We start from the raw sequence: 15,632 nt of genomic DNA on the forward strand, positions 1-15,632 counted from the left end.
ATCATTATAATCCTGACGAGAATAGGACCGCTTGGTAGCCGCAAATGAAAAAGATTTGGTTTACCGAGTTTGGCTTTCCGTCAATAGATAAAGCACCAAACCAACCAAACGTGTTCTTTGATCCTAAATGCACGGACGGCGGTAGCCCTAAATATTCCTCGGCAGGTACGGATTTCTCGGTACAACGCAAGCTATTAAAGGATTTATAGAATATTGGCAAACGCAAGAATATATAGAAGAAATGTTTTTATGGACTTGGGACGCATGCCCCTACCCTGCATGGCCGCACGGTAATATTTGGAGCGATAATCATTTATGGGAAAAAGGACATTGGGTTAACGGCAAATTCGGATCTTGTAGCCTTGCGGAGATAATCCTTGAACTATCTGCTAGAAGCGGTATTGACCTGCAAAAATCGATATTTCTACTATTGGCGAAGTAGTAGATGGCTTTATTTTGAATAAAATTTTATCTGCAATAGATGTTATTAATTCTCTAAGAATATTTTACTGTTTTGATGTGATAGCAAGCGAATGTGAAAAAATTAAATTTCTTAAGCGAGGAGCAGGTAATTTAGAGCATCTAAGCAGTGAGAGCCTAATAAAAATTTCAAATAATAGCTATTTAAAGCAAACGGAAATAGCTGAAGAACATATTATTAGCAAGCTTAGTATTAATTTTATCGATAGGTTTAATGGTTATACTAATTCCTATTGTTATATAAGCAATGAAACAGGTTCAAATAGCCCTACCCTCAACGTCAGAATCCCTATTATCTTATCACTACCCGAAATAGAGAAAATAGGAGGATTAATCTTAAAAAATGCTTCTATAGAAAGTAAAGTAATTAAATTCCTAATACCTTCCGTCTTTCATGGGTTTAAGCTAGGCGATTTTTTAATACTTCATTATAACAAACTTAAATATCAAATTAGAATAGTAAATATACAACTACTTTCCCTAACTTCTTATGTTACGGGCATTATAGATAATCTATCTTCTTATTATTTGCCTGCCGCAAATATTTTATCCGGTTTTGAAAAAACCATAAATGAGCAAACTAAGTGTATTATACTTGATTTACCTGGTCATGCCTCCATATTGCAGTTACACCTATTAAAAAGCTATACGTTCAATAAGAGTACCAATAACCTTATCATGAATATCCAATGACTTGGAAAAGCAGATTGTCTTACGTGCAAGCCTCTTGCATCTCGTTCTAAGGTTCAAGTTACTTCGTTCTATCCGTTGAGTGTATTTTTTACTGATAATATGCTTTTTAGGGTCTAATAACCTAGCATAACTCCCCCATCCATCTGTATAGTAAAAAGTCACCTTGAAATTCTCTAGTTTTTTCAGTAATGATTCTAATGTGCTATCACATCTTGTACCAAACGTATAAGCAACTACTTTTAACGAAATCTTATCCAAGGCATACCAAAGCCATCGTTGTATGGATTTATTCTGTACATAAGACCATTGTTCATCTATCTCAGGAGCAATAATTACTTCTGTTGTACTGATAGAATGATTTATTGTTTTTTAATACTAGATTTTTTTAAAACACGGATAACTGTATTGATACCCACTTTTAATACTCTTACTGTATCTCTAACTCCAGAGCCGTTGATTGACATTTCTACTATTTGCTCCTTAACTCCAGGCTTAGATGCATTATTAATATACTCCAATTAAAAATATCGATTACACCGCTTGCATTGATATCTCTGTTGTTTTGAAATTGAATATCCTGACTTTATTACTTCTTCTGTGTTGTTACAATATCTACACTTAACATCTATTTTTGCCATAACTCCTTAACTATAATTCTCTCTTATTACTGTTTGAGGATTATAGACTATTTACTCTAAACTGCAATACGGAGGCACGACCTATCCACGCAACAAGGCCTCCTCGCAATGACGAGACATATCAACTACGTATATTCTTTTTCTTTATTATTTTTGATTTAGCTTTTGTAGTAGATTTATTATTAGAGGTAAGTTTGATTGAAGGTTTAGGGACTATAGGCTTAATATTAAAATGCTGATCTAGTAGCCCCATCATTTTTTGATCACGAGATGCAGCACTTTTGCCTCCTGTAACAACGGCAATCAATGATTTACCATTCCTAGAAGCAGTAGTTACTAAATTATAACCTGCCGGTGTATGAAAACCTGTTTTCATACCTTCTGCACCTTGATAATTTTTAGTAACCCTATTATGTCCGTTTACTATGTTTCCACGAAATACAAAACTGGTTTTAGCAAATAACGGATAATATTTAGGATAATCTCTTTTTAAGGCCATAGCAAGTTTAGCCATATCTCTTGCGGTAGTTTGCTGCAATGGATCATGCCAGCCTGAGGCGTTTTTAAAATAGGTATTCTTCATACCGAGCTGTTTAGCTTTAACATTCATTAAATGAGCAAAAGCTTTTTCTGAACCTTTCATGCCCTCAGCAACCGTTACAGCAGCATCATTAGCAGATTTTATAATTAATCCATTAATTGCCTCTCGAACGGTTATAGTTTCCCCTGCTTTTAAACCCAGCTTACAAGGCGGCATTTTTGAAGCTTTTGTTGATACAAGTAATTTTTTATCTAAAGGCAATTTACCGGCTTCAATTGCTTCAAACATTAAGTATAGCGTCATTAACTTAGTTAAAGAAGCGGGATAAATCCGAATTTGTGAATTATGGGCCTGCAATACTTTGCCGCTTTTTGCATCAATTACTAAACTAGTTTGAACAGGAGGTTTAGGAGTATTTTTTACAGCTTTCTTCGCTTCGCTTATGGGAGCAAAGAAAAATGTTGCAATAAAAATATAAGGTAATAAAAATTTACTAAACATTTTAAATAAATAAAATATTATTCAAATTAAATCAAGTGGGATTTTTCATCATTGCTCAATAAGTATAGATTTCATCATTGCGAGGAGGCGTTGTGGCGTGGAGATTAAAAAAAGTCAATATAGCGCTTAGAGTATAAAAATAATTAAATTTTATATAATTCTAAAAGCTATATTGAGCTTTCCCAAGGGCAATCATTTCATTTAATATATTTATCTTAGTAATTACTTCGTTTTTTCTTCCTTTCTCTGTTTTTTGTTGTAAGTTAAAGCCAAACGTTCGCTTCAACCTAAACATAAACGATTCAACCCTTGACCTTTGATGATAGCCGCTATTAATTTTCCATGCTTTTAAACCTTCATCAAAATTTTTATATTCTCTAATTCCTTTTATTACTTTATCTCTGTAAGCTAAATGTTCTTTCTCTACCTTGCTTTTATTCTTTAATTCATCTTGTGACTTGGCACCCCCCCAAAAAAACAGGTCATGCCTCCATATTGCAGTTACGCCTATTAAAAAGCTATACGTTCAATAAGAGTACCAATAACCTTATCATGAATATCCAATGACTTGGAAAAGCAGATTGTCTTACGTGCAAGCCTCTTGCATCTCGTTCTAAGGTTCAAGTTACTTCGTTCTATCCGTTGAGTGTATTTTTTACTGATAATATGCTTTTTAGGGTCTAATAACCTAGCATAACTCCCCCATCCATCTGTATAGTAAAAAGTCACCTTGAAATTCTCTAGTTTTTTCAGTAATGATTCTAATGTGCTATCACATCTTGTACCAAACGTATAAGCAACTACTTTTAACGAAATCTTATCCAAGGCATACCAAAGCCATCGTTGTCTGGATTTATTCTGTACATAAGACCATTGTTCATCTATCTCAGGAGCAATAATTACTTCTGTTGTACTGATAGAATGATTTATTGTTTTTTAATACTAGATTTTTTTAAAACACGGATAACTGTATTGATACCCACTTTTAATACTCTTACTGTATCTCTAACTCCAGAGCCGTTGATTGACATTTCTACTATTTGCTCCTTAACTCCAGGCTTAGATGCATTATTAATATACTCCAATTAAAAATATCGATTACACCGCTTGCATTGATATCTCTGTTGTTTTGAAATTGAATATCCTGACTTTATTACTTCTTCTGTGTTGTTACAATATCTACACTTAACATCTATTTTTGCCATAACTCCTTAACTATAATTCTCTCTTATTACTGTTTGAGGATTATAGACTATTTACTCTAAACTGCAATACGGAGGCGCGACCCACTACCGTTCCGGCTGAAAATTAATATGCCTTTCTCATTAGTCTTCGTTGTTACGCTACCGTGAATTGTTGCATTATCTTCTAGCGTTAAAGCTGAATCATGATCATAAGCTTCACCGCTCCAGCATATATATTGTAATAGTTGAGATTTAATCTTACATTTAGTAAAATTAAGATAATATTAAATGGAGGATTAGAGATGAATCTAAATCAAAAAATAATAAAGCCAAAAATAGGATTACTAGAATTAGCTAGGAGTCTTGGTAGTATATCGTCAGCATATAAAGCTATGGGTTACAGTAGAGACAGTTATTATAGGTTTAAAGAGTTATATGAAACAGGAGGAGAAGAAGCATTATATGAGATTAGTCGGAAGAAGCCAATTATAGCGAATAGAGTTGATCCTGCCGTAGAGAGAGCAGTATTAGATATGGCAATAGAATACCCCGCTTATGGTCAGCTGCGAGTATCAAATGAGCTTAAAAAGACTGGTATTCTTGTATCACCTGGAGGAGTTAGACCTATTTGGCTACGTAATGATTTAAATAATATCAATAAAAGACTTAAAGCATTAGAAGCCAAAATGGCTCAGGATGGTATTGTTCTTACCGAAGCTCAGTTACAAGTATTAGAGAAACGGCGTAGCGAGAAAGAAGCTCATGGTGAGATTGATACACAGCATCCAGGTTATCTAGGATGCCAAGACACATATTATGTAGGTAATTTTAAAGGCATAGGCAAGGTATATTCTCAAGTGTTTATTGATAGTTACACTCGGGTTGCAGAGGCTAAACTATATACTGATAAAACAGCACTTACCGCTGCTGACATGCTTAATGATAGAGTGTTACCATGGTATGAGAGTCAGCAAATACCAGTACTTCGTATTTTAACTGATAGAGGTGGTGAGTATAAAGGTAATATAGAACATCATGCTTTTGAATTGTTCTTAAGCATTGAGGGTATTGAGCATACTACTACTAAAGCATATTCTCCTCAAACAAATGGTATGTGTGAACGTTTTAATAAAACTATGAAACAAGAATTCTTTGATACTGCTATGCGTAAAAAGATCTATACTGATCTTGATGATCTACAACTAGATCTTGATATTTGGCTAGAATATTATAATAATGAAAGACCGCATTCCGGTAAATATTGCTATGGAAAAACACCTATGCAGACTTTTATGGATAGTAAAAAGTTAGCTGTTGAAAAGAATAACGAAATCTTATATCTTGAATACTCATCTGACAGTCATAACTTATCAGACATTCAGATATAATTTTTATAATGTCTGTAAGATTAAATCTTGACTTCTACACGTAATAGGATTTGCTTCGATATTTACTAATTTTAAACTTTTCCCATTAGTACCGATCGTACCGGTTACATTCCCTGCTCCTATCGTAATAGTACCTGTGTTATCTGCACTTGTTGTAATACTGCCATCTACTCCTTTATCTGCTACTAAACTGCCATCTGCACTAAACAATACATCACTAGTCAGTAGGGCACTTGCTGTAACATTAGCTCCGGCATTAGCTACCTCTATAGTCTGAGCATTTGCTGCAGGAATTGTGCTGTCTCCAGCTCCACTAAACTTCAGCTTAGTAAGCATATTAGTAGCACCAATAGTGCCAGTAACAGTGCCTTTACCTAAAAACTCTAATGTACCAGCTGATGCTCCACTACTATCCACATTACCTGTAATAGTCTCACCATCACCAAGCTGTAACACCCCTTCATTACCTGCAAAATCTACATTACCTGTTATTCCGTTATTGGCTGTTAACGTACCTGCTTTCATATAACTTACTGCTCCAGTGATTAGCTCAGCTGCAGTTACATTTGCTGCTGCATCATTTATAGTCACTGTTGTTGCATCGACAGTTGTGACGTTACTTACTCCGTTAAACAGCACTTTCTTTAACATAGGACCGCCGTTTGTACCTATTGCTCCAGTTACATTACCTGCATTAACTACCAAGATTCCTGTATTATCCCCAGCTGTCGTTACATCCCCTGTTATTCCATTACCTAAAGTTAACTGACCATCAGCATTAAATAGTACAGCTCCGTCTGCCCCTAAATCTAATATTTGATTAAGAGTCACCTGTCCGGTACTATTCATGTTAAATCGCTTTGTAAATACCGTATTATCAATTACAATACTACCCGCTCCTTTAACTTCAAGCTCTTTAAGGCGATGTGTATTATCCTGACCTATTGTATAAGGACCTCCATTATTTGCTATAGTAAGATTGTTCGTAGTTGCCTCTACTCGTACTATCCCATATTCATCTTCTGCATCTGATGGATTTAAGTTGGAATATAATGTAAACTGCTTATCCGCATTACCAGTATTTATTAAATCTAACTCTGGACTTGCTCCTTTAAACGCTATACTTGTTCCATTATTTAATAAATCTATATCACTATTAATACTATCAACATTGAAAATAACATTATCTGCAATATTAGTTTCTTGAATGGTAGTAATCGTTGGATCAGTAGCCGTAGTAACTCCGGCATTTACATTTAATGTTCCATTTAAACCGTCAGTTATTGCTCCTCTAATTGTAGTACCATTACCATTTATATTTAAGACAGAATTTGCACCTATAAAATTAAACCTTACTCTCCCTGTATTTGGCGCATCTTGAATAGGATCAACAGCAGACAAAGTAAGTGATTGACCTTTGGAAAGATTAAAATGTATATTTCCGGCACCATTGGCTGTAGTAGTCTTAGTTATTATAACATCGTTATTTACATTTATTGTTTCTGAGGATGCACTTGTGTAAAAGGTGCTATTTAGAGTTACTGGGGCATTAATATTCAAATTAATACTATTTGCACTATCCCTCCACCCATCTGGGTAAATGATACCTGTTGTAATGCGCTATAATCATTTACTAGAGGAATATTGCCACCCCCTGCATTACCATTTAAAGTAATATTTATATTAGTAGCATTATTAAATCTTGTAATATTTAAACCCTTTACAACACCGGACATTGAACCAATTGTAAGATTTATAGCTAGATCCGTGCTACCGTTACCGACCGATATTGTAGTTACTTCTCGGTCAGCTCGTATAGCACCTATATTATGAGTACCGCTATTTGATACAGTTATATTACCGGAATTAATCACTTCAATAGTATTTCCATCAACAAATGGTGGATTAAAATTAGCATTCGGATTATTAAGATTAACATCCCCCAACCATTTGACTAACAGCTGCTGCATATATTTCATTTACCGGTATGGTCAATGACAGACCTAATATTGATGCGGTTGCTAGAAAACTTTTTAATATTCTAGATTTTTTCCTCATAACTCTTAACCTTATAGTTGATTTATTGACTAAAACTTTATATTAAAACCCTTTAATTTATTAATTTTTATGTAAAGTAATGATATATTTATTGAATTGATGAGGTGTTTTTACAACATTAGGTTTTAGTCTATTAACATATTAATCAGGAGGTTAAAATTAGATAAGATATTAGGTTCTGTGAACATTTCTAAAAAAGATTTTTTAAGTTATAATTTTCTAAAAAATTATCTATTATCATTTTATCTTTTTCATCTATTTTTGAATTTTCCGAGCTTATACGGCTATTAGATAATTTATTTAACTGTACTATTAAGTTAGCTAGTTTATTTAAGGTTTCAGTAACATTTTTGGTATCTTATTTTCATTTCTATGCAGCGTAATACGTACTAATGCATCTTCGAGTAGAATAATGAGTCTCGCTATAAGGTCATACAAATTATTTAACGTATCGCTAATATCTTTAGTCATAATCTATCACCGTTTATAATCGGTGGAAATCCGACAAAAGCTCTTTTTTCATTTAAAGTCATGAAATTAGCATTAGAGATTTTAGCTCATAAATTTTCACGCTTTTCGGTTAATGCAGATATAGAATCACGATCAAAATCAATAATAATATCTTCCTTAAAAAGATATGAAAACCAATTACTCATACTATCCGCAATTTTATCAAGTAAAGGGATTAGCGTTTCTTCCCATAAAGCAAGGCGTGCTCCCTGCATATTGCTGTAGGTATTATCACCATTAATACCAAGCAGCTGCGGCGGCACTCCAAATGCTAAAGATATTTCTCTTGCCGCAGAGTTTTTAGATTCAATGAAATCCATATCCTTTGGGTTGATACTCATTTCTTGCCAGCCAAACCCTCCTTCAGGCGGCAAAGGCTTACCGGCATTACTATTACCGCTAAATTTCTCTGATAATTGAGTTTGTAACCTCTCAAACTGTTCATCACTAAGATAACCGTTACTATCTTTTACTATTAATGCACCGGAAGGTCTCGCCCCGTTTTGTAATAATGAATGATTCCAATAAGAAGATTGTTGATGTAAATCTATAGGAAGCGAAGCGGAGTCTAAACAGGATAACCCGTAATGCTGATCTAGAGGATGATAGTTTTTTAGATGCAAGACTCTACTCATCTTAGCTATATGATCAATCTTATAAATCCTATCACCTTTGCTACTTTTATATCTATAAGCAACTAAATTGTCATGTTCTATAACAAGCTCAGTAGCAAGAGCCGGTAGTAAATAAATTGCTTTAGGATATGAACCCAGAGTTGATAAAATATGACTATTACCGAATAATAATTTGCTTGCAATCAGCTCACTGAAAAAAAAATCCGCACCGGCTTTTTCAGGATTCAGTCTTTTTAATAAATAATGTACCGGATGGTCTGACATTACTTCTCCGGTTCTAGTTTTAAGCACTTTCCACGGCACATGCCCCGCCGATTGGGCAATTAAATTAATACATCTATATACTATAACATTTTCACGATAAGCTTCAGTGCCTACTCTAACTCTCTTTAAATTACCGTATGCAATGTCGTTTAGTTCAATAAAATTTTGTGATTTGGTAGTACTATTCTTCCAAAACTTTTTCCAATAATTTTTTATCATATATCCTAATATATTTGTTGTTTTCAGGATTATATAATGATTTGGGAGATAGACTAAGAGAGCTTAAAATAATAGTACCGGACAGTTTTTAAAAAGATTTCGATGTCATTCCTGCGAAAGCAGGAATGTCTTGTTGTGTAGACCGGAAAACACACTCGATGTCATCCCATGGCTTGGCCTATAGTACCTGACAATTTTTGTTCTATGTCATTCCCGCATAGGCGGGAATCCAGTAAAATAAAGCTTTTAAAAAAAGCTTTATTTTACAAAAACTATGTAATAAAAAATCTTTAAAATTAAAGATTTTTTAGTCTGGATCCCCGCTTTCGCGGGGATGGCATCGGGATCTTTAAAAAAATGTCTAGTACTATAGGATTGACCACGGGATCCAAAAAACAATTAATCACTAAAATTATAACTAATATTTTTTCTAGCAGAACTTATATCTTTTAAACGTTCACAAACCTTTTCAAAAACTTGTTTAGGCAAGATATTTGAAGCATTAATTTGTAAAAATTTATCGTCTTTTAATTTAATCGAAAAAGAAGGTTCTTGGAATTCCGGTCCATCAATTTCTCTAGCAATTTTTATATAATAACCGATTATATGACTGTTGTAATAATCATTTTTACTAATCATTTTCTTAGCTATTTTATTAATCTGCATGTCAGTTTTAGCAGTATAAGTAACCGTAAGAGCAATGCCGAGCATAAGACGCTGTCTGTGACTAAAAGGAATATCTGAAGATAGTATAAATTCTGAAACAAAATTTGCTCTGAGTGTTTTATCAATATTTTTATTATATTGTGCTAGCATTATAGCGAGTTCAATAATAATAAGAGTCGTAGCATCGGAATTAATTAAAAGATATTGTACTGCTTCAATATATTTTTCAATTTTACATATATTCCTATCAAATTTTACTAATCTCTTCACCCTCTCATAAATAATATCTTTTTCTGTTTCATGAGACGGTAACGAATCAAATCTTACTCCTTCTTTTAAACCGTAATTTGAGATAATAATCTTTTCCGGTGAAAATACCTTAATCATCGCTTTTATTACTAGAACTGCATTATAATTTATGGCTTTCTGCTCGTAATAACTCAGCTTTAATTTATCGATTTGCGATAATTTCTCTAAATATAACTCAAACTCTACACGATTTATTTCAAAATTATGTAAATTTTTAAGGGGATAATTTATAGACTCCATATATATACGGCTCATTAGACGTAATGCACCGCCAATTAAATATAAATTAGGGTGATGTGCCGCTCCAAATTCTTCCTCTAGCATTTTAGTAATCAGCCCAACATCACCAAAATTGCTACTAGCAATAATTTTTGTACCAAGCGGCAATGATTTTAATTTACCGACTTTTTTATTTCCAATCTGAGCAAGCTCAAGACTTCCACCGCCAAGATCGGCTACAATACCAAAAGCATCACTAATGCCGGAAATTAATCCGGCAGCAGTTAAATAAGCTTCACGTTCACCTGAGATAATTTCAATATCAATATTGAATCTCTTTTTAATTATAGCTTTGAATTCATCTGCTTTAGGATGCCCCCTAAGTATAGCTGTGGCAACACATCTAATATTAGTAACGGACAGTTTGGTAAAAATATGGATAAGATATTGTAGAGATAAATATGTTTGATGTTTTACGTCTAAATTATCTAAATTAAGTAAATTTGTAAGATAATTTCTAAATTTATAATTAAAAATTTCCGGAGCTCCAAGCTCATCACTTTCATAAACTACAGCTCTTAAAGCATTTGAACCGATATCAATAATAGCTGAACGCATTTTTGGATCTTACTCATTATTTTCCGGAGCAGTTGTTGTTTCAGTCTCTTCTTGAGCCTCATTATTATTTGCCCTAGGATCAAAAGGTACTTGAGTAGGTACAAAAGTCGGCGGTAATAATCTACTAGTAAAAAACTTATCTTCGTAATACTTAATTTTACGAGATTTTATAGGCGGAAAGGATTCTATTAAAACAATTTGCTCATCTCTCGGTAACTGTATTACTTCTTGAGGTAAAAGTAAAGCTCTTTGAACTTGAGAAACGTTTTGGGTTCTAGTAGAAATATTAAGGTCAAAAAATAAAGGTTTACTAAATGATCGTTGTTCTACCGTCTTATTACCGACAAGCTGCGATATTAAATTTGCCGTTTCATAGTTATTAGCAGCAAAAGTAATACGGTATGTTGCATTAGATAAGAAAGAGTTCATTCCCGCATCTTCATATGTTCCTTTTAACTGCTGCGTATCTTGAATAATCAAGAATAACCGAACTCTATAACCTCTAAAATAAGCTATACCGGCTTTAAAAGTATCCATCTTTCCAAGTGTCGGGAATTCATCAAGCAAGAACATTACCCCATGCGGCTCTTCCTTTAAATCCGGCATTTTACGGCTTAAAAATTCTGTCGCCTGCTGATAAAACACCTGCATTAATTTTTGTAAACGCTGTATATTATCGGGTGTTAACCCTACATATACGGTTGTTTTGACTTTTTTAAATTCTTGTACATTGAAATCAGAAGATGCAGTAGCAGAATCAATAAGCGGATTTGCCCATAATTCAAGCGATGAGTTCATTGTAGATATTACACCCGAACGCTCTTTATCTGCTTTTTGTAAAAACGCAGCAATATTCATATATGCAACAGGATGTATTACACCGCCAAGCGTATCGAGTACGACCGCTAGATTATAAACTACGTCGTCACTTCTCATGGTACGCACTACTTCACCGAAAGATTTAGTTTTAGTAGGATCGGCTATTAAATATAAAGTTACACCTAAGAATAAACTTCGTGCTTCATTATTCCAAAAATCCTTTTCCGGCATTATAAGATTTGAAATTTTCTGCACGTCATCAACCATCTGCCCTGGCTTAGTACTAACCCAATCAATCGGATTGTAACAATGCGTAATACCATCGGGATTAGAAGGCTCCCATACAAAAACTTTCTGACCTTGTTTCTCACGCCAACCGCTCGTCAAACTGTGATTTTCGAGCTTTATGTCATGTACTACTACCGAATCACTCCAAAATAACAGGTTAGGTATCACAAAACCCACACCTTTACCTGAACCTGTAGGAGCAAATAATAAAGCATGCTGGAACCCGTCTGCAACAAAATATCCACCGGCATCAACACCTATTAACATACCTTTTTTGGATCTAAGACCAGCAGCCTCTATATCTGACGGATTAGCCCAGCTAGCATCTCCATATACTTTTTCCGGTTGCTCAAAAAATTGTAATGATTTTATTCTTTCAAAATTTTTAATGTAAAATATTACGACAACAATAGCAGGACCAAGAAGAGATGCAAGTAGCTTCAATTTTAAATAATTATAGTCGGCAATTTTTAACTGCCCCCAAACGTTAATAAGCCAGTAAGCCCACTTATAAGCAATATTTATAGCATTTATATCTACACCTAAAGCTCCAACCTCATTAGTAAAAATTGCAACAAATGCACCGCTTATCCAAATGGTACAAAAAATAACAACCGGATGAATTATAGCATGACCGAATATATTTCTTGTAACTCTAAGTATCTTGCGCCATTCCATGAATTGATATTCCTAGTTTTTACTTATTACTTAATATTGTTAATATTCCTACTAAACTGCCTATGTCATTCCTGCAGAGGCGGGGATCCAGCCGCTTTTAATGTCACCCCGTGACTTGATCACGCGGTCTAGTCCTTTTTAAATTTTTTTTCTAGATACCGTGGTCAAGCCATGGTATGACAATAAAAAGTACTGGATTCCTGCTTTCGCAGGAATGACATTATACATATTGCGTAGAAAGCGGTAGACGAAGTTTAATTTGAAAAAGAGCAAGGTGTTTTATATTTTTTGGCTGCAGCGTACAACTAGTACGTGAGGATTAAAAAATATAAAACAACGACGCCAATTTTTCAAATTAAACGAGTCTACACCATGCCTTCGGCGTTTTTATTCTTCTTATAATACACTTCCGAAACATATCTTTTCCCACCGCTACCGCGTTTTAACTGCACAACGATATCTACAACGGTTAAAATATACTTCTTTACTTCTTCAGGCGGCATACCAAGATCTGCTTGCATAACCATAAGCTTTAACTGCTCAATAGCCATAGCGGGACTATCCGCATGCAGTGTTGATATTGAACCGGGGTGACCTGTATTAATAGCACGCAAAAAACTAAAAGCTTCCTTACCTCGCAGCTCACCTACTATAATTCTATCCGGTCTTAAACGCAAACATGCCTCTATTAAATCTTGAGTAGTAACATTTGCGCGTCCCTGTCCTCCTTTGGAAGCAAGTAAATGCACTCTGTTAGGATGGCTTGATAACACAACCTCACGAGCATCTTCTACAGTAATTAATCTTTCTATTGCAGGTATTTCAGTAAGTGCAGCATTAGTAAAAGTAGTTTTACCGGTTGAAGTACCGCCACTAATTATGATATTTTTCTTTGAAACAACTGCATGTCTAATAAATTCTTTAATCTTTTTTTCGGCTAAGAAATTATTTAAAATTACTGCATCTTCATCTACTAAACTCTCTGTTGCAGTATCATCAAATGCTCCCATTTTAGCATATTCATCTAAAGTTAGATTCATACCGCTAGGCTTTCTTATAGAATAAATGATTTGTCCTATCTCACAAGCAGGAGGAAATACTATTTGAATACGATAACCGTTCGGCAAAGTTGCGGAAAGTAAAGGCTTTTCTTCCGAAATCATCTGTTCGGTAGATTGAGCGACTAAACGCCCTAATGAAAGTAGATGTTCACTATCCAATTCCGGTATTTGCTTAGAATATATATCGCCTTTTTTTTCAACCCATGCTTCCCCAGGCTTATTAACCATAATCTCGTTAATACCGTCTTCAGCAAATAAATTTTTAAAAGGCAGTAAAAACGTCTCTAAGGCTGCAAATTCTTCATTCATTTCATTACCTTTGACTTTAATAAAACGGCTTTTGGGAATTTATAATCCTTATTAACGTATATTCTAACCGGCGTACCTTGATTAACCGTTGTCGTCGGCTTAAACTGCTGCTGAGTTATCATATTTTGTACAACATTCGTCACATCCGTAAAAGCTTGAGTAGAAGCTTGTTGTGCTTGTGTCGGAGTCGATGCTATAGAGGTAGTAGTAAGCAAACTTGAAGCTGCCGTATTAACTGCCTGCACTAAGGTTTGAAGTCTCTGCTCAGCAGTATTCGCTGAAGAAGCAGTTTGTGCTGTTGTACATGCTTGAGTCATAGTAGTATAAGCAGTCGAAGTTTTATCGGTAATAGCAGCAAGTATATTAGTACAAATTGTAACTATCCTAGTATTTGCATCCATAGCGGTATTAGCCGCAATAGTTTGAGCAGTATTTAACAATTGTGTTGCCGTAGCACTATTGGTAGCTGCTGCCTGTGAATCTATAGGAGGCGGCACTAACTTATCAAGAACTTTAGCAAGACCTATATTAAAGCCGGATTGTAATACGGCATTTGCAAATTGTTCTTTATATTTATTATCAACTCTACCTTGTAGTCCAGGTCTACCTAAATTATCAACTGCAGGGGAGTCAAATTCTATAGTATAACCGTTAGTCAAATCTATTCTATCCCATATTATAGATACTCTACCATAACTGCTCGCATCAGTTGAGGTTGCATATTTACCGAATATTTTTGATCCTTTCGGTATTAATATAACTTTATCTTTCTCAGAAAATACATCTCTACTAATAATGGCTCTTATTTCACCGCCAAGATCACTATTTATTGCCGTTTCAAGTACTGCATCAATTAATTTACCGCGTCCAAGAACCAAAGACATATCACCGCGATCTTTAAAAGTCGCTTCTGTCGTAATCTGTTCCTGTGTTTTTTTAGGCTCTACACCACCAACTAACACTATAGCTGATTTTCTTTTTGCTTCACGACGTTGCTTCTCTGCATCACTCTCAACTAACGTTCCTGAAGTCGAAGGCAACGAAACCGGCGGCAATGGAAGCGTTTTGTCTTTATTCTCTTCTACAGGAGTAGTAGGAGGTAAGACCGGCGGAACTTCTACTACTGGAGGAGGAGGTGGTGGAGGAGCAGTAGGCGTCTCAAGCTTAGGAGGGTCAGGTAACTTTGGAATCTCCGGAATATTATCATCAACATCCGTAACAGGTTTTACAATATTAGTCGGCACTTGAGTCTTCGGTATTTCTTCTTTTTTATTAGCGAAAAAAAGAGTATAAAAAATATATATAAAAATACCGCAGATTACGACTACTATCGCAATACTCTTATTAAAGCTAACTGAAACTTTTGATAATTCTCTCTGTACTTCAGGAGCATCTGCTCCTGATAAAGAACCGGTATCATTATTATTTTGCTCTTCAGCCATATCTAAATTATATTAGTTAAAGTGTTTTGTTTTCATTCCCCGCGTGAATCAGTTTTTCCGTCATTGCGAGCAGTCGTAGACTGTATGGCAAGCTCATGAAATAATAACAAAC

Annotated in this window: 11 protein-coding genes and 3 pseudogenes; 3 read left to right on the top strand and 11 right to left on the bottom strand. The window is 34.7% G+C overall.

Features of this window, described 5'->3' with window-relative positions; translation table 11 throughout:
• Positions 1-44 precede the first annotated feature (44 nt).
• Together AC0ODJ_RS07485 and AC0ODJ_RS07490 are read left to right on the top strand one after the other, a co-directional pair.
• Complete coding sequence (locus tag AC0ODJ_RS07485) at positions 45-209, top strand: baseplate megatron protein TIM-barrel domain-containing protein (RefSeq protein WP_256621209.1); 165 nt, start codon at positions 45-47, stop codon at positions 207-209.
• 247 nt (positions 210-456) lie between these two features.
• A complete protein-coding gene (locus AC0ODJ_RS07490; protein WP_474465569.1) occupies positions 457-1,173 on the top strand; it encodes a phage tail protein in 717 nt (238 codons plus the stop codon).
• On the opposite strand, the pseudogene AC0ODJ_RS07495 reads toward AC0ODJ_RS07490, so the two are convergent.
• The 4 genes and pseudogenes from AC0ODJ_RS07495 to AC0ODJ_RS07510 form a co-directional block, all read right to left on the bottom strand.
• A pseudogene (locus AC0ODJ_RS07495) lies at positions 1,117-1,811 on the bottom strand (IS1 family transposase). The gene AC0ODJ_RS07490 and the pseudogene AC0ODJ_RS07495 overlap by 57 nt on opposite strands.
• A gap of 121 nt (positions 1,812-1,932) precedes the next feature.
• Entirely contained in the window at positions 1,933-2,853 is a 921-nt protein-coding gene (locus tag AC0ODJ_RS07500; protein WP_218459798.1) for a D-alanyl-D-alanine carboxypeptidase family protein, read from the bottom strand.
• Between the two features lie 160 nt (positions 2,854-3,013).
• A complete protein-coding gene (locus AC0ODJ_RS07505) occupies positions 3,014-3,148 on the bottom strand; it encodes a hypothetical protein (RefSeq protein ID WP_474465039.1) in 135 nt (44 codons plus the stop codon).
• A 215-nt stretch (positions 3,149-3,363) separates the two neighbouring features.
• A pseudogene (locus tag AC0ODJ_RS07510) lies at positions 3,364-4,058 on the bottom strand (IS1 family transposase).
• Positions 4,059-4,339: 281 nt separating this feature from the next.
• Here AC0ODJ_RS07510 and AC0ODJ_RS07515 point away from each other — a divergent pair.
• Positions 4,340-5,425, top strand: coding sequence for an IS481 family transposase (locus tag AC0ODJ_RS07515; RefSeq protein WP_474465598.1), 1,086 nt, complete (start codon positions 4,340-4,342; stop codon positions 5,423-5,425).
• Between the two features lie 3 nt (positions 5,426-5,428).
• Here AC0ODJ_RS07515 and AC0ODJ_RS07520 read toward each other — a convergent pair whose 3' ends face one another.
• From AC0ODJ_RS07520 to AC0ODJ_RS07550, 7 genes and pseudogenes are all read right to left on the bottom strand, one after another.
• Positions 5,429-6,985 carry a hypothetical protein gene (locus AC0ODJ_RS07520; protein WP_474465574.1) on the bottom strand — a complete coding sequence of 519 codons (1,557 nt, stop codon included), beginning with the start codon at positions 6,983-6,985 and terminating at the stop codon, positions 5,429-5,431.
• Complete coding sequence (locus AC0ODJ_RS07525; RefSeq protein ID WP_474465576.1) at positions 6,982-7,371, bottom strand: hypothetical protein; 390 nt, start codon at positions 7,369-7,371, stop codon at positions 6,982-6,984. Before AC0ODJ_RS07525 ends, AC0ODJ_RS07520 begins: the two co-directional genes overlap by 4 nt.
• Positions 7,372-7,950: 579 nt before the next feature.
• Positions 7,951-9,111 (bottom strand): annotated as a pseudogene (locus AC0ODJ_RS07530) (phage portal protein).
• A 399-nt stretch (positions 9,112-9,510) separates the two neighbouring features.
• A complete protein-coding gene (locus AC0ODJ_RS07535) occupies positions 9,511-10,923 on the bottom strand; it encodes a Ppx/GppA phosphatase family protein (protein ID WP_218460838.1) in 1,413 nt (470 codons plus the stop codon).
• A 9-nt stretch (positions 10,924-10,932) separates the two neighbouring features.
• Entirely contained in the window at positions 10,933-12,708 is a 1,776-nt protein-coding gene (locus AC0ODJ_RS07540) for a type IV secretory system conjugative DNA transfer family protein (RefSeq protein ID WP_218460837.1), read from the bottom strand.
• Between the two features lie 365 nt (positions 12,709-13,073).
• Positions 13,074-14,078: a P-type DNA transfer ATPase VirB11 gene (gene virB11 / locus AC0ODJ_RS07545; protein ID WP_011270800.1), complete on the bottom strand. Its 1,005-nt coding sequence runs from the start codon at positions 14,076-14,078 to the stop codon at positions 13,074-13,076.
• The gene (locus AC0ODJ_RS07550) at positions 14,075-15,520 is read right to left on the bottom strand and encodes a TraB/TrbI/VirB10 family type IV secretion system protein (protein WP_218460836.1); all 1,446 of its coding nucleotides are present in this window, start codon (positions 15,518-15,520) and stop codon (positions 14,075-14,077) included. The genes virB11 and AC0ODJ_RS07550 overlap by 4 nt, the downstream gene beginning before the upstream one ends.
• Between the last annotated feature and the right edge of the window lie 112 nt (positions 15,521-15,632).

Source organism: Rickettsia senegalensis (genome assembly GCF_056135685.1).

What these genes read in the sequence shown, in the direction of transcription:
- AC0ODJ_RS07485 (WP_256621209.1), top strand. Translation starts at nt 45, where the DNA reads ATGAAAAAGATTTGGTTTACCGAGTTTGGCTTTCCGTCAATAGATAAA.
- AC0ODJ_RS07500 (WP_218459798.1), bottom strand. Translation starts at nt 2,853, where the DNA reads ATGTTTAGTAAATTTTTATTACCTTATATTTTTATTGCAACATTTTTC.
- AC0ODJ_RS07505 (WP_474465039.1), bottom strand. Translation starts at nt 3,148, where the DNA reads ATGTTTAGGTTGAAGCGAACGTTTGGCTTTAACTTACAACAAAAAACA.
- AC0ODJ_RS07515 (WP_474465598.1), top strand. Translation starts at nt 4,340, where the DNA reads ATGAATCTAAATCAAAAAATAATAAAGCCAAAAATAGGATTACTAGAA.
- AC0ODJ_RS07535 (WP_218460838.1), bottom strand. Translation starts at nt 10,923, where the DNA reads ATGCGTTCAGCTATTATTGATATCGGTTCAAATGCTTTAAGAGCTGTA.
- AC0ODJ_RS07540 (WP_218460837.1), bottom strand. Translation starts at nt 12,708, where the DNA reads ATGGAATGGCGCAAGATACTTAGAGTTACAAGAAATATATTCGGTCAT.
- virB11 (WP_011270800.1), bottom strand. Translation starts at nt 14,078, where the DNA reads ATGAATGAAGAATTTGCAGCCTTAGAGACGTTTTTACTGCCTTTTAAA.
- AC0ODJ_RS07550 (WP_218460836.1), bottom strand. Translation starts at nt 15,520, where the DNA reads ATGGCTGAAGAGCAAAATAATAATGATACCGGTTCTTTATCAGGAGCA.